The organism is Erwinia sp. MYb375, from assembly GCF_037479175.1.
Classification (GTDB): Bacteria; Pseudomonadota; Gammaproteobacteria; order Enterobacterales; family Enterobacteriaceae; genus Erwinia; species Erwinia rhapontici.
In genome coordinates this window covers 1-25,809 of sequence record NZ_JBBGZS010000017.1, presented here as the reverse complement: position 1 = coordinate 25,809, position 25,809 = coordinate 1, and the positions used below count along the sequence as shown (strand labels likewise).

General features: G+C 50.4%; 43 protein-coding genes, 1 rRNA gene and 2 pseudogenes. 40 read left to right on the top strand and 6 right to left on the bottom strand.

The annotated features are described in order from the left end of the window. From tuf (WH279_RS10530) to WH279_RS10370, 33 genes and pseudogenes are all read left to right on the top strand, one after another. Nucleotides 1–410 (top strand): annotated as a pseudogene (tuf, locus tag WH279_RS10530) (elongation factor Tu); the annotation flags it as partial. Nucleotides 411–454: 44 nt separating this feature from the next. Continuing rightward, a pseudogene (gene tuf / locus WH279_RS10525) lies at nt 455–583 on the top strand (elongation factor Tu); the annotation flags it as partial. A 314-nt stretch (nt 584–897) separates the two neighbouring features. Further along, the gene (gene rpsJ, locus WH279_RS10520) at nt 898–1,209 is read left to right on the top strand and encodes a 30S ribosomal protein S10 (RefSeq protein ID WP_001181005.1); all 312 of its coding nucleotides are present in this window, start codon (nt 898–900) and stop codon (nt 1,207–1,209) included. Between the two features lie 32 nt (nt 1,210–1,241). After that, on the top strand, nt 1,242–1,871 hold the full coding sequence (rplC, locus tag WH279_RS10515; RefSeq protein ID WP_133847028.1) for a 50S ribosomal protein L3: 630 nt from the start codon (nt 1,242–1,244) through the stop codon (nt 1,869–1,871). Between the two features lie 10 nt (nt 1,872–1,881). After that, nucleotides 1,882–2,487: a 50S ribosomal protein L4 gene (gene rplD / locus WH279_RS10510; RefSeq protein ID WP_133847027.1), complete on the top strand. Its 606-nt coding sequence runs from the start codon at nt 1,882–1,884 to the stop codon at nt 2,485–2,487. Continuing rightward, a complete protein-coding gene (rplW, locus tag WH279_RS10505) occupies nt 2,484–2,786 on the top strand; it encodes a 50S ribosomal protein L23 (RefSeq protein ID WP_062749336.1) in 303 nt (100 codons plus the stop codon). Before rplD ends, rplW begins: the two co-directional genes overlap by 4 nt. A gap of 17 nt (nt 2,787–2,803) precedes the next feature. Then, the gene (rplB, locus tag WH279_RS10500) at nt 2,804–3,625 is read left to right on the top strand and encodes a 50S ribosomal protein L2 (protein WP_133847026.1); all 822 of its coding nucleotides are present in this window, start codon (nt 2,804–2,806) and stop codon (nt 3,623–3,625) included. A 16-nt stretch (nt 3,626–3,641) separates the two neighbouring features. Then, a complete protein-coding gene (gene rpsS / locus WH279_RS10495) occupies nt 3,642–3,920 on the top strand; it encodes a 30S ribosomal protein S19 (RefSeq protein ID WP_004160590.1) in 279 nt (92 codons plus the stop codon). A 14-nt stretch (nt 3,921–3,934) separates the two neighbouring features. Continuing rightward, nucleotides 3,935–4,267, top strand: coding sequence for a 50S ribosomal protein L22 (gene rplV, locus WH279_RS10490; protein ID WP_000447532.1), 333 nt, complete (start codon nt 3,935–3,937; stop codon nt 4,265–4,267). A 17-nt stretch (nt 4,268–4,284) separates the two neighbouring features. Then, nucleotides 4,285–4,983 (top strand): 30S ribosomal protein S3, encoded by a 699-nt coding sequence (gene rpsC, locus WH279_RS10485; RefSeq protein WP_002919766.1) that lies wholly within the window; start codon nt 4,285–4,287, stop codon nt 4,981–4,983. Between the two features lie 12 nt (nt 4,984–4,995). Beyond that, entirely contained in the window at nt 4,996–5,406 is a 411-nt protein-coding gene (gene rplP, locus WH279_RS10480; RefSeq protein WP_002438716.1) for a 50S ribosomal protein L16, read from the top strand. Then, entirely contained in the window at nt 5,406–5,597 is a 192-nt protein-coding gene (rpmC, locus tag WH279_RS10475; RefSeq protein ID WP_048917635.1) for a 50S ribosomal protein L29, read from the top strand. The genes rplP and rpmC overlap by 1 nt, the downstream gene beginning before the upstream one ends. Then, nucleotides 5,597–5,851: a 30S ribosomal protein S17 gene (gene rpsQ, locus WH279_RS10470; protein ID WP_133847025.1), complete on the top strand. Its 255-nt coding sequence runs from the start codon at nt 5,597–5,599 to the stop codon at nt 5,849–5,851. Before rpmC ends, rpsQ begins: the two co-directional genes overlap by 1 nt. 166 nt (nt 5,852–6,017) lie before the next feature. Continuing rightward, the gene (rplN, locus tag WH279_RS10465) at nt 6,018–6,389 is read left to right on the top strand and encodes a 50S ribosomal protein L14 (RefSeq protein ID WP_015960712.1); all 372 of its coding nucleotides are present in this window, start codon (nt 6,018–6,020) and stop codon (nt 6,387–6,389) included. A gap of 10 nt (nt 6,390–6,399) precedes the next feature. Continuing rightward, nucleotides 6,400–6,714: a 50S ribosomal protein L24 gene (rplX, locus tag WH279_RS10460; RefSeq protein ID WP_048917632.1), complete on the top strand. Its 315-nt coding sequence runs from the start codon at nt 6,400–6,402 to the stop codon at nt 6,712–6,714. A 14-nt stretch (nt 6,715–6,728) separates the two neighbouring features. After that, complete coding sequence (rplE, locus tag WH279_RS10455; protein WP_200644130.1) at nt 6,729–7,268, top strand: 50S ribosomal protein L5; 540 nt, start codon at nt 6,729–6,731, stop codon at nt 7,266–7,268. Nucleotides 7,269–7,281: 13 nt separating this feature from the next. Beyond that, entirely contained in the window at nt 7,282–7,587 is a 306-nt protein-coding gene (gene rpsN / locus WH279_RS10450; RefSeq protein WP_133847024.1) for a 30S ribosomal protein S14, read from the top strand. A gap of 30 nt (nt 7,588–7,617) precedes the next feature. Further along, nucleotides 7,618–8,010 (top strand): 30S ribosomal protein S8, encoded by a 393-nt coding sequence (gene rpsH, locus WH279_RS10445; protein ID WP_133847023.1) that lies wholly within the window; start codon nt 7,618–7,620, stop codon nt 8,008–8,010. A 12-nt stretch (nt 8,011–8,022) separates the two neighbouring features. Further along, a complete protein-coding gene (gene rplF, locus WH279_RS10440; RefSeq protein ID WP_048917629.1) occupies nt 8,023–8,556 on the top strand; it encodes a 50S ribosomal protein L6 in 534 nt (177 codons plus the stop codon). A gap of 9 nt (nt 8,557–8,565) precedes the next feature. Next, nucleotides 8,566–8,919 carry a 50S ribosomal protein L18 gene (rplR, locus tag WH279_RS10435; protein WP_056232424.1) on the top strand — a complete coding sequence of 118 codons (354 nt, stop codon included), beginning with the start codon at nt 8,566–8,568 and terminating at the stop codon, nt 8,917–8,919. A 14-nt stretch (nt 8,920–8,933) separates the two neighbouring features. Continuing rightward, nucleotides 8,934–9,434 (top strand): 30S ribosomal protein S5, encoded by a 501-nt coding sequence (gene rpsE, locus WH279_RS10430; protein WP_004160571.1) that lies wholly within the window; start codon nt 8,934–8,936, stop codon nt 9,432–9,434. 5 nt (nt 9,435–9,439) lie between these two features. Beyond that, entirely contained in the window at nt 9,440–9,619 is a 180-nt protein-coding gene (rpmD, locus tag WH279_RS10425; RefSeq protein WP_004160569.1) for a 50S ribosomal protein L30, read from the top strand. A 3-nt stretch (nt 9,620–9,622) separates the two neighbouring features. Beyond that, the gene (gene rplO, locus WH279_RS10420; protein ID WP_200644131.1) at nt 9,623–10,057 is read left to right on the top strand and encodes a 50S ribosomal protein L15; all 435 of its coding nucleotides are present in this window, start codon (nt 9,623–9,625) and stop codon (nt 10,055–10,057) included. A 7-nt stretch (nt 10,058–10,064) separates the two neighbouring features. Then, nucleotides 10,065–11,396, top strand: a complete 1,332-nt coding sequence (secY, locus tag WH279_RS10415; protein ID WP_004160567.1) for a preprotein translocase subunit SecY — start codon at nt 10,065–10,067, stop codon at nt 11,394–11,396. A gap of 32 nt (nt 11,397–11,428) precedes the next feature. Beyond that, a complete protein-coding gene (gene rpmJ / locus WH279_RS10410; protein WP_004160566.1) occupies nt 11,429–11,545 on the top strand; it encodes a 50S ribosomal protein L36 in 117 nt (38 codons plus the stop codon). Between the two features lie 146 nt (nt 11,546–11,691). After that, nucleotides 11,692–12,048, top strand: a complete 357-nt coding sequence (gene rpsM, locus WH279_RS10405) for a 30S ribosomal protein S13 (protein ID WP_048917626.1) — start codon at nt 11,692–11,694, stop codon at nt 12,046–12,048. Nucleotides 12,049–12,064: 16 nt separating this feature from the next. Then, nucleotides 12,065–12,454: a 30S ribosomal protein S11 gene (rpsK, locus tag WH279_RS10400; protein ID WP_004160563.1), complete on the top strand. Its 390-nt coding sequence runs from the start codon at nt 12,065–12,067 to the stop codon at nt 12,452–12,454. Between the two features lie 33 nt (nt 12,455–12,487). Next, nucleotides 12,488–13,108, top strand: a complete 621-nt coding sequence (gene rpsD, locus WH279_RS10395; RefSeq protein ID WP_133847020.1) for a 30S ribosomal protein S4 — start codon at nt 12,488–12,490, stop codon at nt 13,106–13,108. A gap of 25 nt (nt 13,109–13,133) precedes the next feature. Further along, the gene (locus WH279_RS10390) at nt 13,134–14,123 is read left to right on the top strand and encodes a DNA-directed RNA polymerase subunit alpha (protein WP_002919219.1); all 990 of its coding nucleotides are present in this window, start codon (nt 13,134–13,136) and stop codon (nt 14,121–14,123) included. Nucleotides 14,124–14,163: 40 nt separating this feature from the next. Continuing rightward, on the top strand, nt 14,164–14,550 hold the full coding sequence (gene rplQ, locus WH279_RS10385; RefSeq protein WP_003850180.1) for a 50S ribosomal protein L17: 387 nt from the start codon (nt 14,164–14,166) through the stop codon (nt 14,548–14,550). 120 nt (nt 14,551–14,670) lie between these two features. Beyond that, entirely contained in the window at nt 14,671–15,042 is a 372-nt protein-coding gene (locus WH279_RS10380; protein WP_200644132.1) for a DnaJ family domain-containing protein, read from the top strand. Then, the gene (gene zntR, locus WH279_RS10375; protein ID WP_200644133.1) at nt 15,042–15,473 is read left to right on the top strand and encodes a Zn(2+)-responsive transcriptional regulator; all 432 of its coding nucleotides are present in this window, start codon (nt 15,042–15,044) and stop codon (nt 15,471–15,473) included. Before WH279_RS10380 ends, zntR begins: the two co-directional genes overlap by 1 nt. Nucleotides 15,474–15,528: 55 nt before the next feature. After that, nucleotides 15,529–15,744, top strand: coding sequence for an alternative ribosome-rescue factor A (locus WH279_RS10370; RefSeq protein WP_200644134.1), 216 nt, complete (start codon nt 15,529–15,531; stop codon nt 15,742–15,744). A 41-nt stretch (nt 15,745–15,785) separates the two neighbouring features. On the opposite strand, the gene mscL is transcribed toward WH279_RS10370, so the two are convergent. The 5 genes from mscL to def form a co-directional block, all read right to left on the bottom strand. After that, on the bottom strand, nt 15,786–16,199 hold the full coding sequence (gene mscL / locus WH279_RS10365; protein ID WP_062749324.1) for a large-conductance mechanosensitive channel protein MscL: 414 nt from the start codon (nt 16,197–16,199) through the stop codon (nt 15,786–15,788). 122 nt (nt 16,200–16,321) lie between these two features. Beyond that, nucleotides 16,322–17,698 carry a Trk system potassium transporter TrkA gene (gene trkA / locus WH279_RS10360; RefSeq protein WP_133847016.1) on the bottom strand — a complete coding sequence of 459 codons (1,377 nt, stop codon included), beginning with the start codon at nt 17,696–17,698 and terminating at the stop codon, nt 16,322–16,324. Nucleotides 17,699–17,757: 59 nt separating this feature from the next. After that, entirely contained in the window at nt 17,758–19,047 is a 1,290-nt protein-coding gene (gene rsmB, locus WH279_RS10355; RefSeq protein WP_339456358.1) for a 16S rRNA (cytosine(967)-C(5))-methyltransferase RsmB, read from the bottom strand. A 50-nt stretch (nt 19,048–19,097) separates the two neighbouring features. Continuing rightward, nucleotides 19,098–20,045 (bottom strand): methionyl-tRNA formyltransferase, encoded by a 948-nt coding sequence (fmt, locus tag WH279_RS10350; RefSeq protein ID WP_339456356.1) that lies wholly within the window; start codon nt 20,043–20,045, stop codon nt 19,098–19,100. 23 nt (nt 20,046–20,068) lie between these two features. Next, on the bottom strand, nt 20,069–20,578 hold the full coding sequence (gene def, locus WH279_RS10345; RefSeq protein WP_200644137.1) for a peptide deformylase: 510 nt from the start codon (nt 20,576–20,578) through the stop codon (nt 20,069–20,071). A gap of 126 nt (nt 20,579–20,704) precedes the next feature. Between def and dprA the strand changes: the two genes are divergently transcribed. From dprA to WH279_RS10315, 6 genes are read left to right on the top strand one after another with little or no spacing between them, the layout of a single operon-like run. Continuing rightward, entirely contained in the window at nt 20,705–21,829 is a 1,125-nt protein-coding gene (dprA, locus tag WH279_RS10340) for a DNA-protecting protein DprA (protein ID WP_339456352.1), read from the top strand. Next, on the top strand, nt 21,801–22,274 hold the full coding sequence (smg, locus tag WH279_RS10335; RefSeq protein ID WP_133847011.1) for a DUF494 family protein Smg: 474 nt from the start codon (nt 21,801–21,803) through the stop codon (nt 22,272–22,274). The genes dprA and smg overlap by 29 nt, the downstream gene beginning before the upstream one ends. A 25-nt stretch (nt 22,275–22,299) precedes the next feature. Continuing rightward, on the top strand, nt 22,300–22,869 hold the full coding sequence (locus WH279_RS10330; RefSeq protein ID WP_339456396.1) for a DNA topoisomerase family protein: 570 nt from the start codon (nt 22,300–22,302) through the stop codon (nt 22,867–22,869). Next, a complete protein-coding gene (tsaC, locus tag WH279_RS10325; RefSeq protein WP_200644139.1) occupies nt 22,853–23,419 on the top strand; it encodes an L-threonylcarbamoyladenylate synthase type 1 TsaC in 567 nt (188 codons plus the stop codon). The genes WH279_RS10330 and tsaC overlap by 17 nt, the downstream gene beginning before the upstream one ends. Before the next feature lie 11 nt (nt 23,420–23,430). Beyond that, nucleotides 23,431–24,249, top strand: a complete 819-nt coding sequence (gene aroE, locus WH279_RS10320; protein ID WP_200644140.1) for a shikimate dehydrogenase — start codon at nt 23,431–23,433, stop codon at nt 24,247–24,249. Further along, the gene (locus WH279_RS10315; RefSeq protein WP_339456347.1) at nt 24,246–24,506 is read left to right on the top strand and encodes a DUF1488 family protein; all 261 of its coding nucleotides are present in this window, start codon (nt 24,246–24,248) and stop codon (nt 24,504–24,506) included. Before aroE ends, WH279_RS10315 begins: the two co-directional genes overlap by 4 nt. Here the strand turns inward: WH279_RS10315 and WH279_RS10310 are convergent. Next, nucleotides 24,473–25,027, bottom strand: coding sequence for a gamma carbonic anhydrase family protein (locus tag WH279_RS10310; protein WP_339456345.1), 555 nt, complete (start codon nt 25,025–25,027; stop codon nt 24,473–24,475). The genes WH279_RS10315 and WH279_RS10310 overlap by 34 nt on opposite strands. Nucleotides 25,028–25,542: 515 nt before the next feature. Here WH279_RS10310 and WH279_RS10305 point away from each other — a divergent pair. Further along, nucleotides 25,543–25,809: ribosomal RNA gene (locus WH279_RS10305) — 16S ribosomal RNA — on the top strand; the annotation flags it as partial.

Sequence of the window (25,809 nt, the reverse complement as noted above, 5' to 3'; positions counted from 1 at the left end):
TTGAAATGATCCGTAAGCTGCTGGACGAAGGCCGTGCGGGTGAGAACTGTGGTATCCTGCTGCGCGGTGTTAAGCGTGAAGATATCCAGCGTGGCCAGGTTCTGGCTAAGCCAGGTTCAATCAAGCCACACACCAAGTTCGAGTCAGAAGTTTATATTCTGTCTAAAGATGAAGGCGGCCGTCATACTCCGTTCTTCAAAGGCTACCGTCCACAGTTCTACTTCCGTACAACTGACGTGACCGGTACCATCGAACTGCCAGAAGGCGTTGAGATGGTTATGCCAGGCGACAACATTCAGATGGTTGTTACCCTGATCCACCCAATCGCAATGGACGACGGTCTGCGTTTCGCAATTCGCGAAGGCGGCCGTACTGTTGGTGCGGGTGTTGTTGCTAAAGTTATCGCTTAATTGTCGAAACTTGTCTGGCAGAGCGTGCTCTGCCAGAGCACGAGCCAGGCGACAACATTCAGATGGTTGTTACCCTGATCCACCCAATCGCAATGGACGACGGTCTGCGTTTCGCAATTCGCGAAGGCGGCCGTACTGTTGGTGCGGGTGTTGTTGCTAAAGTTATCGCTTAATTGTCGAAACTTGTCTGGCAGAGCGTGCTCTGCCAGAGCACGAAAAGAGAGCGCTTCGGCGCTCTTTTTTTTTGTGCCCGTCCTTTGTGATAAACGAACATAGTGTTTGCTTTACCTCCGGATGTACGTATAATACGCGGGCCTGCCAATATGGTAAGGCGCGATTCGATATGAATCGCAGACAAGTACGAAAGTGCCTGTCAACAATACTCGCGATATGCGGGTTATGTGCTCAACGATTACACTCCTCCATCAATCGTAATGGATGCGAGTAGTAATTCTTTTCGTTTATAAATAATTGGAGCTCTGGTCTCATGCAGAACCAAAGAATCCGTATCCGTCTTAAAGCGTTTGATCATCGTCTGATCGATCAATCAACTGCGGAAATCGTAGAGACTGCCAAGCGCACTGGTGCGCAGGTACGTGGTCCTATCCCGCTGCCGACCCGCAAAGAGCGCTTTACCGTTCTGATCTCTCCGCACGTCAACAAAGATGCGCGCGATCAGTATGAGATTCGCACTCACAAGCGTCTGGTTGACATCGTTGAGCCAACCGAAAAAACGGTTGATGCTCTGATGCGTCTGGATCTGGCTGCAGGTGTTGACGTGCAGATCAGCCTGGGTTAATCAGGTCATTGAGCGATTGAGAGGTTGAAACAATGATTGGTTTAGTCGGTAAAAAAGTGGGTATGACCCGTATCTTCACAGAAGATGGCGTTTCTATCCCTGTAACCGTGATCGAAATTGAAGCAAACCGCGTTACTCAGGTCAAAGGCCTGGAAAACGACGGTTACACTGCTATCCAGGTAACTACCGGTGCTAAAAAAGCTAACCGCGTAACTAAGCCTGAAGCAGGTCATTTTGCTAAAGCTGGCGTTGAAGCTGGCCGTGGTCTGTGGGAATTCCGCACCGTTGATGGCGCAGAGTTCACTGTAGGCCAGAGCATTAATGTTGACATTTTCGCTGACGTGAAAAAAGTTGACGTGACTGGAACATCTAAAGGTAAAGGTTTTGCCGGTACTGTAAAGCGCTGGAACTTCCGTACTCAGGATGCTACGCACGGTAACTCCTTGTCACACCGCGTACCGGGTTCTATCGGTCAGAACCAGACTCCGGGCAAAGTGTTCAAAGGCAAGAAAATGGCAGGCCAGATGGGCAACGAGCGTGTAACTGTTCAGAGTCTGGACGTTGTACGTGTTGACGCTGAGCGCAACCTGCTGCTGGTTAAAGGTGCAGTACCCGGTGCTACCGGTTGCGACCTTATCGTTAAACCAGCTGTGAAGGCGTAAGGGGATAGCAATGGAATTAGTATTGAAAGACGCGCAAAGCGCGCTGACTGTTTCCGAAACTACCTTCGGTCGTGATTTCAACGAAGCGCTGGTACACCAGGTTGTTGTTGCTTATGCAGCAGGTGCTCGTCAGGGTACTCGTGCTCAGAAGACTCGTGCTGAAGTAACTGGTTCTGGCAAAAAGCCATGGCGCCAGAAAGGTACCGGCCGCGCTCGTGCAGGTTCTGTAAAGAGCCCAATCTGGCGTTCAGGTGGTGTTACCTTCGCTGCGAAGCCACAGGACCACAGTCAAAAAGTTAACAAAAAGATGTACCGCGGCGCGCTGAAAAGCATCCTGTCCGAACTGGTACGTCAAGATCGTCTGATCGTTGTCGAGCAGTTCTCTCTGGAAGCACCTAAAACTAAGCTGCTGGTAGAGAAACTGAAAGACATGGCTCTGGAAGACGTGCTGATCATCACCGGCGAACTGGAAGAGAACCTGTTCCTGGCCGCGCGTAACCTGTACAAGGTTGACGTACGTGATGCAGCGGGTATCGACCCAGTTAGCCTGATCGCCTTCGACAAAGTCGTTATGACTGCTGCCGCAGTTAAGCAAGTTGAGGAGATGCTGGCATGATCCGTGAAGAACGTCTGCTGAAAGTACTGCGCGCGCCGCACGTATCTGAAAAAGCATCTGCTGCGATGGAAAAAACTAACACCATCGTTCTCAAAGTTGCGAAAGACGCGACCAAAGCAGAAATCAAAGCCGCTGTACAGAAACTTTTCGAAGTAGAAGTTGAAGTCGTGAACACTTTGCTGGTTAAAGGCAAAACTAAGCGTTCTGGACAGCGTATTGGTCGTCGTAGCGACTGGAAAAAAGCTTACGTCACCCTGAAAGAAGGCCAGAATCTGGACTTCGCAGGCGGCGCTGAGTAAGTCGGAGGAGAAGAACAATGGCAATTGTTAAATGTAAACCGACATCTCCGGGTCGTCGCCATGTAGTTAAAGTGGTAAACGCGGAGCTGCACAAGGGCAAACCATTCGCCCCGCTGGTAGAAAAAAACAGCAAATCCGGTGGCCGTAACAACAATGGTCGCATCACTACCCGTCATATCGGTGGTGGTCACAAGCAGGCTTATCGTATTGTTGACTTCAAACGCAACAAAGATGGTATCCCAGCGACCGTTGAACGTCTTGAGTACGATCCGAACCGCTCTGCGAATATCGCACTGGTTCTGTACAAAGACGGCGAACGCCGTTATATCCTGGCCCCTAAAGGCCTGAAAGCTGGCGACCAGATTCAGTCTGGCGTTGATGCTGCGATTAAAGCAGGTAACACTCTGCCGATGCGTAACATCCCAGTGGGTTCTACCGTGCATAACGTAGAAATGAAACCAGGCAAAGGCGGTCAGATTGCTCGCTCTGCTGGTACTTACGTGCAGATTGTTGCGCGTGATGGTTCTTACGTTACCCTGCGTCTGCGTTCTGGTGAAATGCGTAAAGTCGAAATTGACTGCCGCGCGACCCTGGGCGAAGTCGGTAACGCTGAGCACATGCTTCGCGTTCTGGGTAAAGCCGGTGCAGCTCGTTGGCGTGGTATTCGCCCTACCGTTCGCGGTACTGCGATGAACCCAGTTGATCACCCGCACGGTGGTGGTGAGGGTAAAAACTTTGGTAAGCACCCGGTAACTCCGTGGGGCGTTCAGACCAAAGGTAAGAAAACCCGCAGCAACAAGCGTACCGATAAGTTCATCGTACGTCGCCGTAGCAAATAATTTTAGAGGATAAGCCATGCCACGTTCTCTCAAGAAAGGTCCTTTTATTGACCTGCACTTGCTGAAGAAGGTAGAGAAAGCTTTGGAAAGCGGAGACAAGAAGCCACTGCGCACCTGGTCCCGTCGTTCAACGATCTTCCCTAACATGATCGGTTTGACCATCGCTGTCCATAATGGTCGTCAGCACGTTCCTGTCTTTGTTTCCGACGAAATGGTCGGTCACAAACTGGGTGAATTTGCACCGACCCGTACTTATCGCGGCCACGCGGCTGATAAAAAAGCCAAGAAACGCTAAGGCAGGAGGAAGAGATGGAAACTATCGCTAAACATCGCCACGCTCGTTCTTCTGCACAGAAGGTTCGCCTGGTAGCGGATCTTGTACGCGGTAAGAAAGTGTCGCAGGCTCTGGACATTTTGACCTACACCAATAAGAAAGCGGCTGTACTGGTCAAGAAAGTTCTGGAATCTGCCATTGCTAACGCCGAACACAACGATGGCGCTGACATTGATGATCTGAAAGTCACGAAGATCTTCGTAGACGAAGGCCCAAGCATGAAGCGCATTATGCCTCGTGCAAAAGGTCGTGCAGATCGCATCCTGAAGCGCACCAGCCACATTACTGTGGTTGTGTCCGATCGCTGAGACTCTGGAGACTAGCAATGGGTCAGAAAGTACATCCTAATGGTATTCGCCTGGGTATTGTTAAACCCTGGAACTCTACCTGGTTCGCAAATACCAAAGAATTCGCTGACAACCTGGACAGCGACTTTAAAGTGCGTCAGTTCCTGACTAAAGAACTGGCTAAAGCATCCGTTTCTCGTATCGTTATCGAGCGTCCGGCTAAGAGCATCCGTGTGACTATTCACACTGCTCGCCCAGGCATCGTTATCGGTAAGAAAGGCGAAGATGTAGAAAAACTGCGCAAGGTCGTAGCGGATATCGCTGGCGTTCCTGCACAGATTAATATCGCCGAAGTCCGTAAACCGGAACTGGACGCTAAATTGGTTGCTGACAGCATCACTTCACAGCTGGAGCGTCGTGTGATGTTCCGCCGTGCGATGAAGCGTGCTGTACAGAACGCAATGCGTCTGGGCGCTAAAGGGATCAAAGTTGAAGTTAGTGGCCGTCTTGGCGGTGCAGAAATCGCGCGTACTGAATGGTACCGTGAAGGCCGCGTGCCACTGCACACTCTGCGTGCAGACATTGACTACAACACCTCTGAAGCCCACACCACTTATGGTGTAATCGGCGTTAAGGTATGGATCTTCAAAGGTGAGATCCTGGGTGGTATGGCTGCTGTTGAACAACCGGAACCGGCTGCTCAACCTAAAAAGCAGCAGCGTAAAGGCCGTAAGTAAGGAGAGTCGCTGATGTTACAACCAAAGCGTACAAAATTCCGTAAAGTGCACAAAGGCCGCAACCGTGGTCTGGCGCAGGGTACGGATGTTAGCTTCGGTACTTTCGGTCTGAAAGCTGTTGGCCGTGGTCGTCTGACTGCACGTCAGATCGAAGCAGCACGTCGTGCTATGACCCGTGCAGTTAAGCGTCAAGGTAAAATTTGGATCCGAGTATTCCCGGACAAACCAATTACCGAGAAGCCGCTGGAAGTGCGTATGGGTAAAGGTAAAGGTAACGTAGAGTATTGGGTTGCCTTGATCCAGCCTGGCAAAGTCCTGTATGAAATGGACGGCGTTCCAGAAGAGCTGGCCCGTGAAGCCTTCAAGCTGGCAGCAGCAAAACTGCCTATCAAAACCACCTTTGTAACTAAGACGGTGATGTAATGAAAGCTACAGAGCTGCGTGAAAAAAGCGTTGAAGAGCTCAACACTGAGCTTCTTAACCTGCTGCGTGAACAGTTTAATCTGCGCATGCAGGCAGCATCCGGCCAACTTCAACAGACTCACGTCTTGAAGAATGTGCGCCGTGATGTTGCACGTGTTAAGACTTTACTGACTGAGAAGGCGGGTGCGTAATGACCGATAAAATCCGTACTCTGCAAGGTCGTGTGACTAGTGACAAAATGGAGAAATCTATTGTTGTTGCTATCGAACGTGTTGTGAAGCACCCAATCTACGGGAAATTCATCAAGCGTACGACCAAACTGCACGTACACGACGAGAACAACGAATGTGGTATCGGCGACGTGGTTGAAGTCCGCGAATGCCGTCCACTGTCCAAGACTAAGTCCTGGACACTGGTTCGCGTTGTAGAGAAAGCGATTCTGTAATAGAATCTGCCGTCTCTAAAAAATAAGATAAACGGCTCGCAAGAGCCGTTTATTTTTTCTACCCATATGCAGGAAGCAGTGTTATAATGCTGCGCCCTCAATATGGGGCTTTTATACGACCTGAATCAGGTCCCGAAGTAGTAGTTGACATTAGCGGAGCACTAAAATGATCCAAGAACAGACTATGCTGACCGTCGCCGACAACTCCGGTGCACGTCGCGTAATGTGTATCAAGGTTCTGGGTGGCTCGCACCGTCGCTACGCAGGCGTAGGCGACATCATCAAAATTACCATCAAGGAAGCAATTCCTCGCGGTAAGGTTAAGAAGGGTGATGTGCTGAAAGCGGTAGTGGTGCGCACCAGGAAGGGTGTTCGTCGCCCGGACGGTTCTGTCATTCGCTTCGATGGTAATGCATGCGTTATTTTAAATAATAACAGTGAGCAGCCTATCGGAACGCGTATTTTTGGGCCGGTAACTCGTGAACTTCGTACTGAAAAGTTCATGAAAATTATCTCTCTGGCACCAGAAGTACTCTAAGGAGCGAAAAATGGCAGCTAAAATCCGTCGCGATGACGAAGTTATCGTGCTGACCGGCAAAGATAAAGGTAAGCGCGGTAAAGTAAAAAATGTTCTGTCTTCAGGCAAACTGATTGTTGAAGGTATTAACCTGGTTAAGAAACACTCAAAGCCGGTTCCGGCTCTGAACCAACCAGGTGGCATCGTTGAAAAAGAAGCTGCTATTCAGGTTTCTAACGTTGCACTCTTCAACTCGGCAACCGGCAAGGCTGACCGTGTAGGCTTTAGATTCGAAGACGGCAAAAAAGTCCGTTTCTTCAAATCGAATAGCGAAACTATCAAGTAATTTGGAGTAGTACGATGGCGAAACTGCATGATTACTACAAAGACGAAGTAGTTAAAAAACTCATGACTGAGTTTAGCTACAATTCTGTCATGCAAGTCCCTCGGGTCGAGAAGATCACCCTGAATATGGGTGTAGGTGAAGCGATCGCTGATAAGAAACTGCTGGATAATGCAGCAGCTGACTTAGCAGCAATCTCCGGTCAAAAGCCGTTTATCACCAAAGCACGCAAATCAGTTGCAGGCTTCAAAATCCGTCAGGGCTATCCGATCGGCTGTAAAGTAACTCTGCGTGGCGAACGCATGTGGGAGTTCTTTGAGCGTCTGATTTCTATTGCTGTTCCACGTATCCGTGACTTCCGTGGCTTGTCCGCTAAGTCATTCGATGGCCGTGGTAACTACAGCATGGGCGTTCGTGAGCAGATCATCTTCCCAGAGATCGACTATGACAAAGTCGACCGCGTTCGTGGTTTGGATATCACCATTACCACTACTGCGAAATCTGATGATGAAGGCCGCGCACTTTTGGCTGCTTTTAACTTCCCGTTCCGCAAGTAAGGCAGGGTTACTGATGGCTAAGCAATCGATGAAAGCACGTGAAGTCGTTCGCGTGAAACTGGCTGACAAGTACCGCGCTAAACGCGAGGAACTGAAAGCTATCATTTCAAATGTGAACTCATCCGACGAAGATCGTTGGAATGCTGTTCTCAAGCTGCAAACTCTGCCGCGTGATTCCAGCCCGTCTCGTCAGCGTAACCGCTGCCGTCAAACTGGCCGTCCACATGGTTATGTGGGCAAATTCGGTCTGAGCCGTATCAAGTTGCGTGAAGCCGCCATGCGCGGTGAAGTACCTGGCTTGAGAAAGGCTAGCTGGTAATTACCAATTGAATCACGGGAGTAAAGACAGATGAGCATGCAAGATCCGATCGCGGATATGCTGACCCGTATCCGTAACGGTCAAGCCGCGAACAAAGTTGCGGTCACCATGCCTTCCTCCAAGCTGAAATTGGCTATTGCCAACGTGCTGAAGGAAGAAGGCTATATTGAAGAATTTAAAATCGAAGGCGACACCAAGCCTGAACTGGAACTGACTCTTAAGTATTTCCAGGGTAAGGCAGTGGTTGAGAGCATTCAGCGTGTAAGCCGTCCAGGTCTGCGTATCTACAAACGCAAAGACGAACTGCCAAAAGTTATGGCTGGACTGGGTATCGCTGTTATCTCTACCTCTAAAGGTGTTATGACCGATCGTGCAGCTCGCCAGGCAGGTCTTGGCGGCGAAATTATCTGCTACGTAGCTTAATCGGAGGAATAAATGTCTCGTGTTGCTAAAGCACCAGTCGCGATTCCTGCCGGCGTAGAGGTAAAACTCGACGGTCAGGTAATTTCGATTAAAGGTAAAAACGGCGAGCTGACTCGTACGCTCAACAAAGCTGTAGAAGTGAAGCATGCTGACAACACCCTGACTTTCGCTCCGCGCGAAGGTTTTGTGGATGGTTGGGCGCAGGCTGGTACTTCACGTGCTCTGCTGAATGCTATGGTTATCGGTGTTACCGAAGGCTTCACTAAGAAGCTGCAGCTGGTTGGTGTAGGTTATCGTGCAGCCGTAAAAGGCAACTCTGTGAGCTTAGCCCTGGGCTTCTCTCACCCTGTTGACCACGCGCTGCCAGCGGGAATCACTGCTGAATGTCCAACTCAGACTGAAATCGTGCTGAAAGGCGCTGATAAACAGCTGATTGGTCAGGTTGCAGCAGATTTACGCGCCTACCGTCGTCCTGAGCCTTATAAAGGCAAGGGTGTTCGTTACGCCGACGAAGTCGTGCGTACCAAAGAGGCTAAGAAGAAGTAAGGTAACACTATGGATAAGAAATCTGCTCGTATCCGTCGTGCGACCCGCGCACGTCGCAAGCTCAAAGAGCTGGGTGCTACTCGCCTGGTGGTACATCGTACCCCGCGTCATATTTACGCACAGGTAATCGCACCCAACGGTTCTGAAATCCTGGTCGCTGCTTCTACAGTAGAAAAAGCTATCAGTGAGCAACTGAAGTACACTGGAAACAAAGACGCTGCTGCTGCTGTTGGTAAAGCAGTTGCTGAACGCGCAATCGAAAAAGGCATCACTGGTGTTTCTTTCGACCGTTCTGGTTTCCAATATCATGGTCGAGTCCAGGCACTGGCAGATGCTGCCCGTGAAGCTGGCCTACAGTTCTAAGGTAGAGGTGTAAGATGGCACACATCGAAAAACAAGCTGGCGAACTGCAGGAAAAGCTGATCGCGGTAAATCGCGTATCTAAAACCGTTAAAGGTGGCCGTATTTTCTCCTTCACAGCTCTGACTGTTGTTGGTGATGGTAATGGTCGCATTGGTTTTGGTTACGGTAAAGCGCGTGAAGTTCCAGCAGCGATCCAGAAAGCGATGGAAAAAGCTCGTCGCAATATGATCAATGTCGCGCTGAACAACGGCACCCTGCAGCACCCTGTTAAAGGTGTGCACACAGGTTCTCGTGTGTTCATGCAACCAGCTTCAGAAGGTACCGGTATTATTGCCGGTGGTGCAATGCGCGCCGTTCTGGAAGTTGCTGGGGTTCATAACGTTTTGGCTAAAGCCTACGGTTCCACCAACCCGATCAACGTGGTTCGTGCAACTCTGGATGGCCTGGCCAACATGAATTCCCCAGAAATGGTCGCTGCCAAGCGTGGCAAATCCGTTGAAGACATTCTGGGGTAATGACCATGGCTAAGACTATTAAAATTACTCAAACCCGCAGTTCGATCGGTCGTTTGCCAAAACATAAGGCAACACTGCTTGGCCTGGGTCTGCGTCGTATTAACCACACCGTAGAGCGTGAAGACACGCCAGCTGTACGCGGTATGGTTAACGCGATTTCCTACATGGTTAAAGTGGAGGAGTAACAGATGCGTTTAAATACTCTGTCTCCGGCCGACGGCTCCAAGCACGCTCCTAGACGTCTGGGTCGTGGTATTGGTTCTGGTCTCGGCAAAACCGGCGGTCGCGGTCACAAAGGTCAGAACTCACGTTCTGGCGGTGGCGTACGTCGTGGTTTTGAAGGCGGCCAGATGCCTCTGTACCGTCGTCTGCCGAAATTCGGTTTCACCTCTCGCAAAGCAATGGTCACTGCAGAAGTTCGTCTGTCTGACCTGGCGAAAGTTGAAGGCGGTATCGTCGACCTGAACACGCTGAAAGCAGCAAACATTATCGGTATTCAGATCGAGTTCGCGAAAGTGATCTTGTCTGGCGAAGTTTCTGCACCGGTAACGATTCGCGGTCTGCGTGTAACTAAAGGCGCTCGTGTTGCAATCGAAGCTGCTGGCGGTAAAATTGAGGAATAAGTAGCAGATGGCTAAGCAACCGGGATTAGATTTTCAAAGTGCCAAAGGTGGTTTTGGCGAACTAAAACGCAGACTTTTGTTTGTAATTGGTGCGCTAATTGTCTTCCGCATTGGTTCTTTTATTCCGATCCCTGGTATCGATGCCACTGTACTTGCCAAACTGCTTGAGCAACAGCGTGGCACCATCATTGAAATGTTCAACATGTTCTCTGGTGGTGCTCTGAGCCGTGCTTCTATCTTTGCCCTGGGTATTATGCCGTACATTTCGGCCTCTATTATTATCCAGCTGCTGACGGTGGTTCATCCAGCGTTAGCAGAAATCAAGAAAGAAGGGGAGGCTGGCCGTCGTAAGATTAGCCAGTACACCCGTTACGGTACTCTGGTATTAGGTATATTCCAGGCGGTCGGTATTGCTACCGGCCTGCCGAATATGCCAGGAATGCAAGGTCTGGTACTAAATCCAGGTTTTGCTTTCTACTTTACCGCTGTTGTCAGTCTGGTCACGGGGACAATGTTCCTGATGTGGCTGGGCGAGCAGATAACTGAGCGAGGTATCGGTAACGGTATCTCGATCATTATCTTCGCTGGTATTGTTGCGGGTCTGCCGCCGGCCATTGGCCATACCATCGAGCAAGCGCGGCAAGGCGACCTGCACTTCCTCCTGTTGCTGTTGGTTGCAGTTCTCGTATTTGCAGTGACCTTCTTCGTTGTTTTCGTTGAGCGTGGTCAACGCCGCATTGTGGTGAACTATGCGAAACGTCAGCAAGGCCGTCGTGTCTATGCTGCGCAGAGCACACATTTACCGTTGAAAGTTAATATGGCTGGTGTAATACCTGCTATCTTTGCTTCCAGCATTATCTTGTTCCCAGCAACCATCGCGTCATGGTTCGGGGGCGGAACTGGCTGGAACTGGCTGACGACTATTTCGATGTCATTACAGCCTGGTCAACCGCTTTATGTGCTACTCTATGCGACTGCAATCATCTTCTTCTGTTTCTTCTACACAGCGTTGGTTTTCAACCCGCGTGAAACAGCAGATAACCTGAAGAAGTCTGGTGCATTTGTACCAGGTATTCGTCCGGGAGAACAGACGGCGAAGTATATCGATAAAGTAATGACACGCCTGACATTAATCGGTGCGTTGTACATTACCTTTATCTGCCTGATCCCGGAGTTCATGCGTGATGCGATGAAAGTTCCATTCTACTTCGGCGGTACATCACTGCTGATCGTAGTCGTTGTCATCATGGACTTTATGGCTCAAGTGCAAACTCTGATGATGTCAAGTCAGTATGAGTCTGCATTGAAGAAAGCAAACCTGAAGGGCTACGGCCGTTAATTCAGGCGCTTGAGAAGTTACGGAGAGTAAAAATGAAAGTTCGTGCTTCCGTCAAGAAATTATGTCGTAACTGCAAAATCATTCGTCGCGACGGCGTCGTTCGTGTGATTTGTAGTGCCGAGCCTAAGCATAAACAGCGCCAAGGCTGATTTAATCGCATATTTTTCTTGCAAAGTCGGGTTGAGCTGGCTAGATTAGCCAGCCAATCTTTTGTATGTCTATGCGTTTCCATTTGAGTATCCTGAAAACGGGCTTTTCGGCATGGGACGCATAAGTAATTAAATAGGAGTGCATAGTGGCCCGTATAGCAGGCATTAACATTCCTGATCATAAACATACCGTTATCGCATTAACTGCAATCTTCGGTATCGGTAAAACCCGCTCACAGGCTATCTGTGCATCAACGGGTATTGCTGAAAATGTTAAGATCAGTGAGCTGTCTGAAGAACAAATCGACATTCTGCGTGATGCAGTAGCTAAATTTGTTGTTGAAGGCGATCTGCGTCGTGAAGTCACCCTGAGCATCAAGCGTCTTATGGACCTTGGCTGCTATCGTGGTTTGCGTCATCGTCGTGGTCTTCCAGTACGCGGTCAGCGTACCAAGACTAACGCACGTACCCGTAAGGGTCCGCGTAAACCGATCAAGAAATAATCGGGGTGATTGAATAATGGCAAAGGCACCAGTTCGTGCACGTAAGCGTGTAAGAAAGCAAGTCTCTGATGGCGTGGCTCATGTCCATGCATCTTTCAACAACACCATCGTAACTATTACTGATCGTCAAGGTAATGCGCTGGGTTGGGCAACAGCCGGTGGTTCCGGTTTCCGTGGTTCTCGTAAGTCTACGCCGTTCGCTGCGCAGGTTGCTGCAGAGCGTTGCGCAGAGGCCGTGAAAGATTACGGTATTAAGAACCTGGAAGTTATGGTTAAGGGTCCTGGTCCAGGCCGCGAATCAACAATTCGTGCTCTGAACGCTGCTGGTTTCCGCATCACTAATATTACTGATGTGACTCCGATCCCTCACAACGGTTGTCGTCCGCCGAAAAAACGTCGCGTATAACGCCCCGTTTTTTAGGAATGTTGGAGAAAGAAAATGGCAAGATATTTGGGTCCTAAGCTCAAGCTGAGCCGTCGTGAAGGCACAGACCTGTTCCTCAAGTCTGGCGTTCGCGCGATTGATACCAAGTGTAAGATTGAACAAGCTCCTGGTCAGCACGGTGCGCGCAAGCCACGTCTGTCTGACTATGGCGTACAGTTACGTGAAAAGCAGAAAGTTCGTCGTACCTACGGCGTACTGGAGCGTCAGTTCCGTAACTATTATAAAGAAGCAGCTCGTCTGAAAGGCAACACAGGTGAAAATCTGTTAGCTCTGCTGGAAGGTCGTCTGGATAACGTTGTTTACCGTATGGGCTTTGGTGCCACTCGTGCAGAAGCACGTCAGTTGGTTAGCCACAAATCTATTATGGTAAACGGTCGCGTTGTTAGCATCGCTTCTTATCAGGTAACTCCGAATGACGTTGTTAGCATCCGTGAGAAAGCCAAAAAGCAGTCTCGCGTGAAAGCCGCTCTGGAGCTGGCTGAACAGCGTGAAAAGCCAACCTGGCTGGAAGTTGATGCAACTAAGATGGAAGGTGTGTTCAAGCGTATTCCTGAACGTACTGATCTGTCTGCGGACATTAACGAACACCTGATCGTCGAGCTTTACTCCAAGTAAGGCTTAGTACCAAAGAGAGGACACAATGCAGGGTTCTGTGACAGAGTTTCTAAAACCGCGCCTGGTAGATATCGAGCAAGTGAGTTCGACGCACGCCAAGGTGACCCTTGAGCCTTTAGAGCGTGGCTTTGGCCATACTCTTGGTAACGCACTGCGCCGTATTCTGCTTTCATCAATGCCGGGTTGCGCGGTGACCGAGGTTGAAATTGATGGTGTACTGCACGAGTACAGCACCAAAGAGGGCGTACAGGAAGATATCCTGGAAATCCTGCTCAACCTGAAAGGTTTGGCGGTAAGAGTTCAGGGCAAAGATGAAGTTATTCTTACTCTGAATAAATCTGGCATTGGCCCTGTGACTGCAGCCGATATCACCCATGATGGGGATGTCGAAATCGTCAAGCCGCAGCACGTGATCTGTCACCTGACCGATGAAAACGCCGCTATCAGCATGCGTATCAAAGTTCAGCGTGGTCGTGGTTATGTGCCGGCTTCTGCCCGAATTCATTCGGAAGAAGATGAGCGCCCAATTGGTCGTCTGTTGGTCGATGCCTGCTACAGCCCTGTAGAGCGAATTGCCTACAATGTTGAAGCAGCGCGTGTAGAACAGCGTACCGATTTGGACAAGCTGGTCATCGAAATGGAAACTAACGGTACTATCGATCCTGAAGAGGCGATCCGCCGTGCAGCGACCATCCTGGCTGAACAACTGGAAGCTTTCGTCGACTTACGTGATGTACGTCAGCCGGAAGTGAAAGAAGAGAAACCAGAATTCGATCCGATCTTGCTGCGCCCTGTTGACGATCTGGAATTGACTGTCCGCTCTGCTAACTGCCTTAAGGCAGAAGCTATCCACTACATCGGTGATCTGGTACAGCGTACCGAGGTTGAGCTGCTTAAAACGCCTAACCTTGGTAAAAAATCTCTTACTGAGATTAAAGATGTGCTGGCTTCTCGTGGTTTGTCTCTGGGCATGCGCCTGGAAAACTGGCCACCCGCTAGCATCGCTGATGAATAACCCGATCACAGGTTAAGGTTTCACTGAGAAGGATAAGGTCATGCGCCATCGTAAGAGTGGTCGTCAACTGAACCGCAACAGCAGCCATCGTCAGGCTATGTTCCGCAACATGGCTGGCTCTTTGGTTCGTCACGAGATTATCAAGACGACCCTGCCAAAAGCGAAAGAGCTGCGTCGCGTAGTTGAGCCGCTGATTACTCTTGCCAAGACCGACAGCGTAGCTAATCGTCGTCTGGCATTCGCCCGTACTCGTGATAACGAGATCGTGGCAAAACTGTTTAATGAGCTCGGTCCGCGTTTCGCGAGCCGTGCAGGTGGTTACACTCGCATTCTGAAGTGTGGCTTCCGCGCTGGTGACAACGCTCCGATGGCTTACATCGAGCTGGTTGATCGTCCAGAAGCTCAAGCAGAAGCTGCAGCAGAGTAATCTGCCGCAGTATTGAAAAAGCCCCGCTTGCGGGGTTTTTTTATATCCAAAATTCCTCGTCCTTTTTATCTCCTTTTCAAATGCGTTATGCTGACATCAATTTCCTAATCAGAGGTCGCTATGTCCTTACTTGATCAGTTGGCGGAAAAACATATTCTTGCTGCCTTGCGTCAGGGTGAACTCGATAATCTCCCCGGTTCTGGCCGCGCATTACAGCTAGACGATGACAGCCATATTCCTGCAGAGCTCCGTGCCAGCTATCGCATTCTAAAAAACTCTGGATTCTTACCTCCTGAGTTGGAGATGAGACGTGAAGCAATAGAACTGCATGAGTTACTCCGCACGGTGGACTCAGAAGAGGAGTGCTATCAGCAACAGGAAAAACAGCTGCGGTTGTTGGAAATGAAGCTGAAACAGGCGGGAATCTGCACGGATTTTTTACATGGCGGCTATGGACGAAAAGTGCAACAGCACTTCAATGAGGAACAGTAATGTACCGTATTGGGCAACTGGCGAAACTGGCTGATGTCACGCCGGATACTATCCGTTTCTATGAAAAGCAGCAGATGATGGATCACGAGGTTCGTACTGAAGGTGGTTTTCGACTTTACAGCGATAGTGATCTTCAGCGCCTTAAGTTTATTCGGTATGGCCGGCAGTTGGGTTTCACTTTGGAAGCGATCCGTGAACTGCTATCGATCCGTGTTGATCCTGAGCATCACACCTGCCAGGAATCGAAAACGATCGTACAGAAGCGACTGAATGAAGTTGAAACCATGTTGACTGAGTTACAGCATATGCAGCGTTCACTGAAGAGGCTTAATGACGCCTGCTGCGGTACATCCCATAGCAGCGTATACTGCTCAATCCTTGAAGCGTTAGAAAAGGGTGCAACCGCGAAAATGGCAAAAACTCCGGATTGAATTTCCGAAATAACAGGACTATATTCTCAGTCGACATTTGTTCACAGGAAAAACCATGACTGTCTATCAGCATAAAAAAGGCACTATTCGTGATAATGCCCTCGAAGCATTGTTACATGACCCATTGTTCAAAACGCGCATTGAAGTCAATCAGAAGGGAAAAGGCAGCTTCCGCCGTAAAGATAAACACGCGAAGAAGGGTAACTGGGAGGCCAGTGGTCAGTGCGTTAATAGCGTATTTACCACTGGCCTCCTGGCTTTTCAGGCATAAAAAACCGCCAGTTAAGGCGGTTTTCAGACGGATATGATCGCTTACAGCGGCTTGTTATTCTGCTCTTTCAACAGGTCACGGATCTCACTCAGTAGCGTTTCTTCTGCAGAAGGTTTTGCCACCGGTTTTTCCACTTCTTTCTTTTTGTACATTTTGTTCATCACCTTGATGGCCATGAAGATGGCAAAAGCAACGATGACAAAATCAAAAATGGTTTGCAGGAAAATACCGTATTGCATTACAACTGCTGCGGTTTCCCCTTCGGCGGGCTTCAATACCCAGGCAAACTGTTTAAAATCAACCCCCCCGATCAATAATCCCAGCGGTGGCATAATGATGTTTGCCACCAGTGAGGACACGATTTTGCCAAACGCAGCACCAATGATGACACCGACAGCCAGGTCCACCACGTTGCCACGCATCGCGAAATCGCGAAACTCTTTGAATAAACTCATTGTTATCTCCCATTTTTTGCCAATTTTTTAAGTCTAACAAACGATAGGGCTTTTTCCATGGTGATTACAGATAAAAAGCTAAACACCCGGTAAGAACCGGGTGATGAGTGAGATTAGACAGATTAGAGGAAGAATGGGCTGGGCTGGAATAGACGTTCGACGTCAGAAACAAACTTCTTGTCGGTGAGGAACATAATGACATGATCGCCTTGCTCAATGCGCAGGTTGTCATTGGCGATGATCACATCACTACCGCGCACCACGGCGCCAATGATTGTGCCGGGGGGCAGCTTGATGTCATCAATCTGGCGCCCTACGACTTTAGATGTAGATTCTTCGCCATGAGCGATGGCTTCAATGGCTTCGGCGACACCACGGCGCAGAGAAGAAACACCCACGATATCCGCTTTACGCACATGCCCTAGCAGCGCTGAGATTGTTGCCTGTTGAGGTGAGATTGCGATGTCGATCACGCTGCCCTGGACCAGGTCAACATAGGCGCGACGCTGGATAAGTACCATCGCTTTCTTGGCACCCATACGTTTTGCCAGCATGGCTGACATAATATTAGCTTCATCGTCGTTAGTGATGGCGATAAACAGATCGATCTGATCAACATGTTCTTCAGCCAGTAGTTCCTGATCTGACGCATCGCCATAAAAGACGATGGTGTTTTGCAGATTTTGGGCCAACTCAGCGGCTCGCTGCTGATCACGTTCGATCAGTTTTACACTGTAATGTTTCTCAAGACGCTGCGCCAGACCGAAACCAATATTGCCACCACCAACGATCATGATGCGCTTGTAGGGTTTTTCCAGACGTTGATATTCACTCATCACCGCACGGATATGTTGGCTGGCAGCGATGAAGAAGACTTCATCTCCTGCTTCAATGATGGTGGAACCCTGGGGGCGGATCGGACGATCCTGGCGAAATATCGCCGCTACGCGGGTGTCAATGTGTGGCATATGCTCGCGCATCACTGATAACGCATTGCCGACCAGCGGTCCACCGTAATAGGCTTTCACTACGGCCAGACTCACCTTGCCTTCGGCAAAATTGACCACTTGCAAAGCACCTGGATACTCAATCAGTCGGTAGATATTGTCGATCACCAACTGCTCGGGTGAGATCAGGTGGTCGATAGGAACGGCTTCAGGAATGAATAGCTTATCAGCATCGCGGATATAGTCCGGCGCGCGGATACGGGCGATGCGGTTTGGCGTGTTAAACAGAGAGTAGGCAACCTGACAGGCGACCATATTGGTTTCATCTGAGTTGGTTACCGCAACCAGCATATCGGCATCTTCAGCGCCTGCTTCGCGTAATACACGGGGATGTGAACCGTGCCCCTGTACAACGCGTAAGTCGAATTTATCCTGCAACTGACGCAAACGCAGGGCATCGGTATCGACCACGGTAATATCGTTGTTTTCACCGACCAGGTTCTCAGCGAGTGTTCCGCCGACCTGTCCTGCACCAAGAATGATGATTTTCATTATGCTTCAGTCTGTTGGTTGTCGTTCAGATTGTGGCGCAGTGTAACGCGCCACGCTGGTCACTGTTTTATCAATTTTGCGTAATAGAAGCCATCACCGCCATCGGTCTGCGGAAATACCTGAATACCGGGCTGTGAGAGGTCACCTGTTTCACTTAAACGTGCATCAGCATGACGCTGCAGGAACTGGCTTATTTGCTGATGATTCTCTTCCGGTAATATTGAACAGGTCGCATATAACAATGTCCCGCCTGACTTCAGATGTGGCCAGACTGCATCCAGAATCTGCTGCTGCAACAAGGCAAGTTCTGGGATATCACGATCGCGGCGCAGCCACTTGATATCAGGATGGCGTCGTATGACACCCGTTGCGGAGCAGGGCGCATCCAGCAGAATACGATCGAATTGCGTATTGCCACACCAGGCTTCTGGGGTACGGCCGTCACCCAGCTTAACTTCCGCTGTCATGTTCAGGCGTTTCAAATTCTCACTAATTCTTGCCAGGCGCTGGGCATCAACATCAACGGCCATGACGTCAGCCTGAGGGGCCGCTTCCAGAATATGTGTCGTCTTACCGCCTGGTGCAGCACAGAGGTCGAGGATCTTCTCGTCATTCTGTGGATCAAGCAGTGCCACACAGCCCTGGGCTGAGGCATCCTGAACAGTGACCCACCCCTGATCGAACCCCGGAAGCTGGCCCACTGCGCACGGGGTTTCCAGTCTTAATGCATCACTGTGTTGCGGATGAACAAATGCCGTTTTACCGCTTTCCTCAAGGAGTGCCAGCCACGTATCGCGGCTGTGATGGTTTCGGTTAACACGCAGCCACATCGGTGGCCGCTGGTTATTAGCTTCGACAATCTGTTGCCACTGATCTGGCCAGGCACGTTTCAGACGTTCCAGTAACCACTTTGGATGCAGGTACTGCTGATCGCCATCATTCATCTGCAGCATCAACTCTTCCTGCTGACGCTGGAACTGGCGCAGTACCCCGTTAATCAGGCCTTTTAGCTGCTGGCGTTTCAGCGCAATGGCGCCCTCTACCGTTTCCGCTAATGCCGCATGAGCCGGGATTCGTGTATGCATCAACTGATACAGGCCGACCATAATCAGGAAGTGAATGGTGCGTTGCTTGCCTGTCATAGGACGTGACATCAGTTTGCTGATAATCCACTCCAGTTGCGGGAGTGTACGCAGCACGCCGTAGCAAAGCTCCTGTAGCAGGGCTGCGTCTTTCTCACCGACAGATTTCTGTGCAGCGGGCAGCACGTTACTGAGCGATTGCCCCTGTTCAACGACTTTCTCGATAGTCAGAGCAGCAACACTGCGTAAGTTAGTATTTTTTTTCATAGTGGATTCGCAATTCTTACGATTGCCCGGCATGAGTGCCGGGCAACGCGTCAGGCAATGATATTGCCCGGAGTAAACCATTCACGGCGGGAATTAAGCAGGTCCTGAGCTTTCATCGGTTTTTTGCCGGCAGGCTGCAGTTCTTCGATATTCAGCACGCCATCGGTAGTCACCACCTGAATGCCATGCTTATCGGCTTGCAGGACTTCGCCTGGTTGATGTCCGCTAACGGCGGCCAGCACCGATGCCTTCCATACTTTCACCGGTTGTTCATCAATGACGAAGTAGCTGACTGGCCATGGATTAAACGCACGGATACAGCGTTCAAGCTGTGCCGCAGAAAGTGACCAGTCAAGACGGGCCTCTTCCTTGCTTAGTTTTTCGGCATAACTGACCAGCGATTCATCCTGCACTTCAGGCTGAGCGCTACCTTCTGCCAGTTGCGTCAGAGTGGTCAGCATTCCGGCAGGCCCAAGGTTCGCCAACTTGTCGTACAGCGTGGCACTGGTATCACTGGCTTCGATCGGGCAGGCCAGCTTGAAGAGCATATCGCCGGTATCCAGCCCAACATCCATCTGCATGATGGTCACACCTGTCTCTGCATCACCTGCCCACAGCGAGCGCTGAATGGGTGCGGCCCCACGCCAGCGCGGTAGCAGGGAACCATGAACATTGATGCAACCAAGACGTGGCATATCCAGCACGGCTTTCGGTAGGATCAACCCGTAGGCAACGACCACCATGACATCAGCACAGAGCGTAGCGACCAGCTGTTGGTTCTCTTCGGGACGTAGTGATTTCGGCTGGAAAACCGGAATGCTGTGTTGTTCGGCCAGCTGTTTTACGGGGCTGGCGGTGAGTTTGTTGCCACGGCCCGCGGGGCGATCTGGCTGAGTGAATACACCGACAACCTGATGCCCTGATGACAACAGCGCGTCAAGATGACGCGCTGCAAAGTCTGGGGTGCCGGCAAAAATGATTTTTAATGATTCGGACACATTATTCCCTTCAGTCAGCGAACTCAGTCGCGGGCGCTCTGACGATACAGTTTTTCCAGCTTCTGACGGATACGCTGACGTTTCATTGGCGACAGGTAGTCAATAAACAGCTTACCAACCAAATGATCCATCTCGTGTTGAATACAGATTGCCAACAGGCCATCCGCTTCCAGTTCAAAGCTGTTGCCGTCACGGTCCAGTGCCCGAACTTTGACTCTTTCAGAGCGAGGCACAAGTGCACGTTGTTCAGGGATAGACAAACAACCTTCTTCAATACCGGTTTCGCCACTTTCTTCCAGCAATTCCGGATTGATGAGAACCAGACGCTCGTCCCGATTCTCAGAAACATCAATCACGATAATACGCTGATGAATATCCACCTGTGTTGCTGCCAGGCCGATACCTTCCTCTGCGTACATTGTTTCAAACATATCATCGACGATACGCTGAATATTAGCATTCACTTCTTTTACCGGGTCCGCAACGATGCGCAGGCGATCGTCAGGAAAATGTAATACCTGCAAAACTGACATAACTTTCCAGATCTGTGTTCAAGGGATTAGATATTTATCTCTCTTATTGTAGACATTTCGCGCTGCGATTGACAGCATTCGTGGCGGTAACCTTCAGGGGGAAGGGGCAATATCAGGGAGAGATTCATGTTACCAGTGGAGTGCGCCTTACGGCTTTCAACTCTGTCCGGGCTATCGAGTTTACAGCGCCTGGCTTTATTGACTGAATTACAGACGATCGCGTTGCCTGACGCCTGCGATCTGGCATCGCTAGGTCTGTCGGTTTTACAGCAGCAGACTTTCCTTGATTATGATAAACAGATTATTGCTCAGAGTATTGAATGGCTGGCGGCACCCCAGCACCATTTTATTACACCTCTTAGCCCTTTTTACCCAGAACAGCTGAAGGCGATCACGAGTTTTCCGTTGATGCTATTTGTTGCGGGTGATCCGGCCATACTTTCCTCTCCTCAGCTGGCGGTGGTTGGCAGTCGGCATTGCTCCCATTATGGTAGTGAATGGGGCAACTGGTTCAGCCAGGCGCTGGCTCTCAGTGGCTTGACGATTACCAGTGGGTTGGCGTTAGGCATTGATGGTGTCGCTCATCGTGCCGCGCTGGAGGTGCAGGGTAGGACGATAGCTGTGCTGGGTAGTGGACTTGATGTTCTTTACCCACGGCGCCATCAGGCACTGGCAGAGCAGATCATTGCCGGTGGCGGTGCGCTGGTCTCTGAGTTTCCTCTGTCGGTGCAGCCATTACGTGCGCATTTTCCCCGGCGCAACCGGATCATTAGCGGCCTAAGCCTCGGTGTTCTGGTCGTGGAGGCTACGTTACGCAGTGGCTCACTGGTTACGGCTAAACTGGCGTTGGAACAGAACCGTGACGTGTATGCACTGCCGGGGTCCCTGGGCAACCCCGGCAGCGAGGGAACACACTGGCTGATTCAGCAGGGGGCATTACTTGTTGCTCATCCCAATAATATTATCGAACAAATACAGAGCGACCTCTCCTGGCTATCAAATTTGCCCCAACGGGAAAACAATTCAGCACAGAGTAGTAATCCTCCATTGCCATTTCCCGATGTGTTGGCTAACGTAGGAGATGAGGTTACACCTGTTGACGTCGTCGCTGAACGTGCCGGCCAACCTGTGCCAGCCATCGTAGCGAAGCTGCTTGAGTTGGAGTTAGCAGGGTGGATCGCAGCTGTACCCGGCGGCTATGTCCGATTGAGGAGGGCAAGCCATGTTCGACGTACTAATGTACTTATTTGAAACGTATATCCACAACGAAGCAGAAATGCGTGTTGATCAGGATAAATTGACTGATGATTTAACCGATGCAGGTTTTCATCGTGAAGATATTTATAATGCGTTGAACTGGTTGGAGAAGCTGGCGGATTATCAGGAAGGTCTGGTCGCCCCGATTCAGCTGACTACCGATCCGCTGTCTATGCGTATCTACACCGAGGAAGAGAGTCAGCGTTTAGATGCCAACTGTCGTGGCTTTATTCTGTTCCTGGAGCAAATTCAGGTGCTGAATCTGGACACGCGCGAAATGGTTATCGAACGTATTATGGCACTTGATACTCTCGAGTTTGATCTGGACGATCTCAAATGGGTGGTGCTGATGGTGTTGTTTAATATCCCAGGATGTGAAAACGCCTATCAGCAAATGGAAGAGCTACTTTTCGACGTCAATGAAGGAATGCTGCACTGAAGATTGCCTTCGTGTACACAATGTTATGAATAAAACAGCGCTTTTCGCTGTGCGAAAAAATGAACCCTGCCCCCAGTGTGGGGCAGAACTGGTTATTCGCTCCGGGAAACATGGCGCTTTCCTTGGTTGCTCACTCTATCCTGAATGCGACTTTATTCGTCCGCTAAAAGGCCAGGCTGACGGGCACATCATTAAAGTGCTTGAAGGTCAGCTATGCCCAAAATGCGGTGCTGACCTCGTACTGCGCCAGGGGCGCTATGGCATGTTTATCGCCTGTAGCGATTATCCCGAATGCGAACATACCGAAACCATCGATAAACCAGATGAAACCACACTTGCCTGTCCGCAGTGCCAGGGGGGAAAGCTGGTTCAACGTCGCTCGCGCTTCGGTAAAACCTTCCATGCTTGTGACCGTTATCCGGATTGTCAGTTCGCGGTTAATTTCACACCGTTGGAAGGGAGCTGCGAGTTTTGTCAGTTTCCGCTGCTTATTGAAAAGAACACGGCCAGAGGTGTCAGGCGTTTTTGCGCCAGTAAAGCCTGTGGCAAACCTGTAACATTAGATAATGGTAGTGAAGATGAAATCCGTGGATGAGTCACTAACGCACTGCGTTAACGTGCTGCGTCAGTCTGCAGTGATTGCTTATCCGACCGAGGCCGTATTCGGTTTGGGTTGTGATCCTGATAGCGAAGCAGCAGTGATGAAACTGCTGACGTTAAAACATCGTCCGATAGAGAAGGGGCTCATTCTTATAGCGGCTGACTATCAGCAACTGATTCCTTATATTGCCGATGATCGGCTCTCTGCGGAGCAAAAAGAGCGGATGTTCTCCCACTGGCCAGGACCGGTCACTTGGGTGTTACCCGCGCGTGCATCGACACCGGGCTGGTTAACGGGGCAATTTTCCTCGCTGGCCGTTCGCGTCAGCGATCATCCTGGTGTTGTGGCATTGTGCAAAACCTTTGGTAAACCCCTGGTTTCTACCAGTGCTAATCTGACGAGTTTACCGCCTTGTCGCAATGTCGCTGAAGTACTGGCACAGTTTGGCGAGGCATTCCCGGTATTCCTCGGTGAAACCGGTGGTCGTCAGAATCCATCAGAAATCCGCGATGTATTAACCGGCGAACTTATTCGCCAGGGATAAAGAGAACACTTATGCCGTCTTTCGTCGTCTTCGGTAACCCGATTAGCCACAGCAAATCGCCGCGTATTCACCAGCTGTTTGCTGAACAAACCGGTATTCCGCATCCTTACGACCGGCTATGTGCACCGATTGATGGCTTTGAGCAATCTGCTCGCGAGTTTTTTGCTCAGGGTGGCAGGGGGGCAAATATTACCCTGCCGTTCAAACAGCAGGCTTTTGCACTCTCCAGTGAACTGACGGAACGCGCAGCGCTGGCAGGCGCGGTCAATACGCTAAAGAAGCTGGATGATGGTCGTCTATTGGGGGATAACACCGATGGGATCGGCCTGTTAAGCGATCTTCTGCGCCTGGAGTTGATTCATCCCGACGATCGGATCCTGTTGATCGGTGCAGGTGGGGCCGCACGAGGCGTGATCCTGCCGCTCCTCGCGTTTAATTGCAGTGTAACAGTCACTAATCGCACGCACGCACGGGCTGAAGAGTTGGTGGCACTTTTCCAGCACCACGGTGGTATTCGTTCGCTTGCGCAGAATGAATTGTGCGATGCGCAGTTCGATCTGGTCATCAATGCAACGTCAAGCGGTGTTGAAGGGGGGATTCCTGACCTCCCTGTTGGACTGTTGAATGAGCGTAGCCGTTGCTATGACATGTTCTATCAGGTGGGTGATACACCTTTCCTGCAATGGTGTCGCCAGCAAGGATCGACTCAGATGGCCGATGGCTTGGGAATGCTGGTGGGGCAGGCGGCACACTCCTTTATGCTGTGGCATGGTGTGATGCCAGAAATCACGCCAGTTATCGATGTGCTGAAACAAGAGATGAGTGCGTGAATCAGGCGATTCAGTTTCCTGAGCGTGAATGGTGGGATGAAACGGTACAGGCCGTTTGCTTCAGCGCGCTGGTGAACGGTTTTCAACTGGTTTGTGCGATTGACGGCGAAGTGTTGCTTCGCCGTTTTACTACGACAAGTGATCCTCTGGTCTGCTTCTGCCTGAACCGCTGGGAGCTGGAAGAGGATGCCGAGCTGGCGATCAAACAACAGAAAGAAGATGCTCAGGGCTGGGTATGGCTCTCTTCTGATAAATAGTCATTTTTCCAGCCAACATAGTTATTAGCCGAATAAAGCAATCCGCCAATCTCTTCTTCTGTCAGTGGGCGTATCTTTTTTGCTGGGCTTCCTAAATAGAGGTAACCACTTTCGAGGCGTTTACCCGGGGAGACCAAACTACCTGCTCCTATCATTACATCGTCTTCTACTATTACGCCATCCAGTAGAATGGATCCCATCCCCACCAGAACACGATCACCAATCGTACAGCCGTGTAGCATCGCTTTATGCCCGATGGTGACATCTTCCCCAACAATCAGTGGATGGCCTTCAGGGTTAGCGGCTGATTTATGAGTTAAATGCAGAACGCTCCCATCCTGGATGTTGCTGCGTTTACCAATGGTGACCTTGTTAACATCTCCCCGGATGACTACCAGAGGCCAGATACCCACATCATCAGCCAGCACGACGTCACCAATCACCACGCTGGTGGGATCAATCATCACGCGTCCGCCTAACTGAGGGCGTACTCCTTTATATGCACGTATATTGTGGCTCATCACTCTCTCCTTTACCGATACGATCCCAGTAGCCTAGTTCCGGAAGCGATCTTTGATCAATGATTGGCTGAAAAGACGCGGTAATTTTGTGCGGATCGCCTGAGATCTCAGCGAAAAGAGTGAAAACTCAGCAACCAAAAAGAAAGATCCAAAAAAGGCTTGTGCAATAAATTCGGATCCCTATAATGCGCAACCACTGAGACGGCACAACGGCTTACGGCCAGCGGCTCAGGAGGTTCAGGAAGCATCTGAACCGCCGGAAAAACTTCTCAAAAAGAAGTTGACTCCGAAGGAGGAAAGCGTAATATACGCCACCTCGCAACAGGAAGCTCCGGCACTGATTGCACCGCTCTTTAACAATTTATCAGACAATCTGTGTGGGCACTCGCAGGATTGATATCAGTCACCTCCGGGTGACAAAAAAATATCAAGTCTTAAGAGTGAACACATAATGAAATTCATTATGACGTTTTACACTTGAGCATCGCTGCACTTGTTGCAGCAAATCGAACTTTTAATTGAAGAGTTTGATCATGGCTCAGATTGAACGCTGGCGGCAGGCCTAACACATGCAAGTCGAACGGTAGCACAGGGGAGCTTGCTCCCCGGGTGACGAGTGGCGGACGGGTGAGTAATGCCTGGGAAACTGCCCGATGGAGGGGGATAACTACTGGAAACGGTAGCTAATACCGCATAACGTCTTCGGACCAAAGTGGGGGACCTTCGGGCCTCACACCATCGGATGTGCCCAGGTGGGATTAGCTAGTAGGTGGGGTAATGGC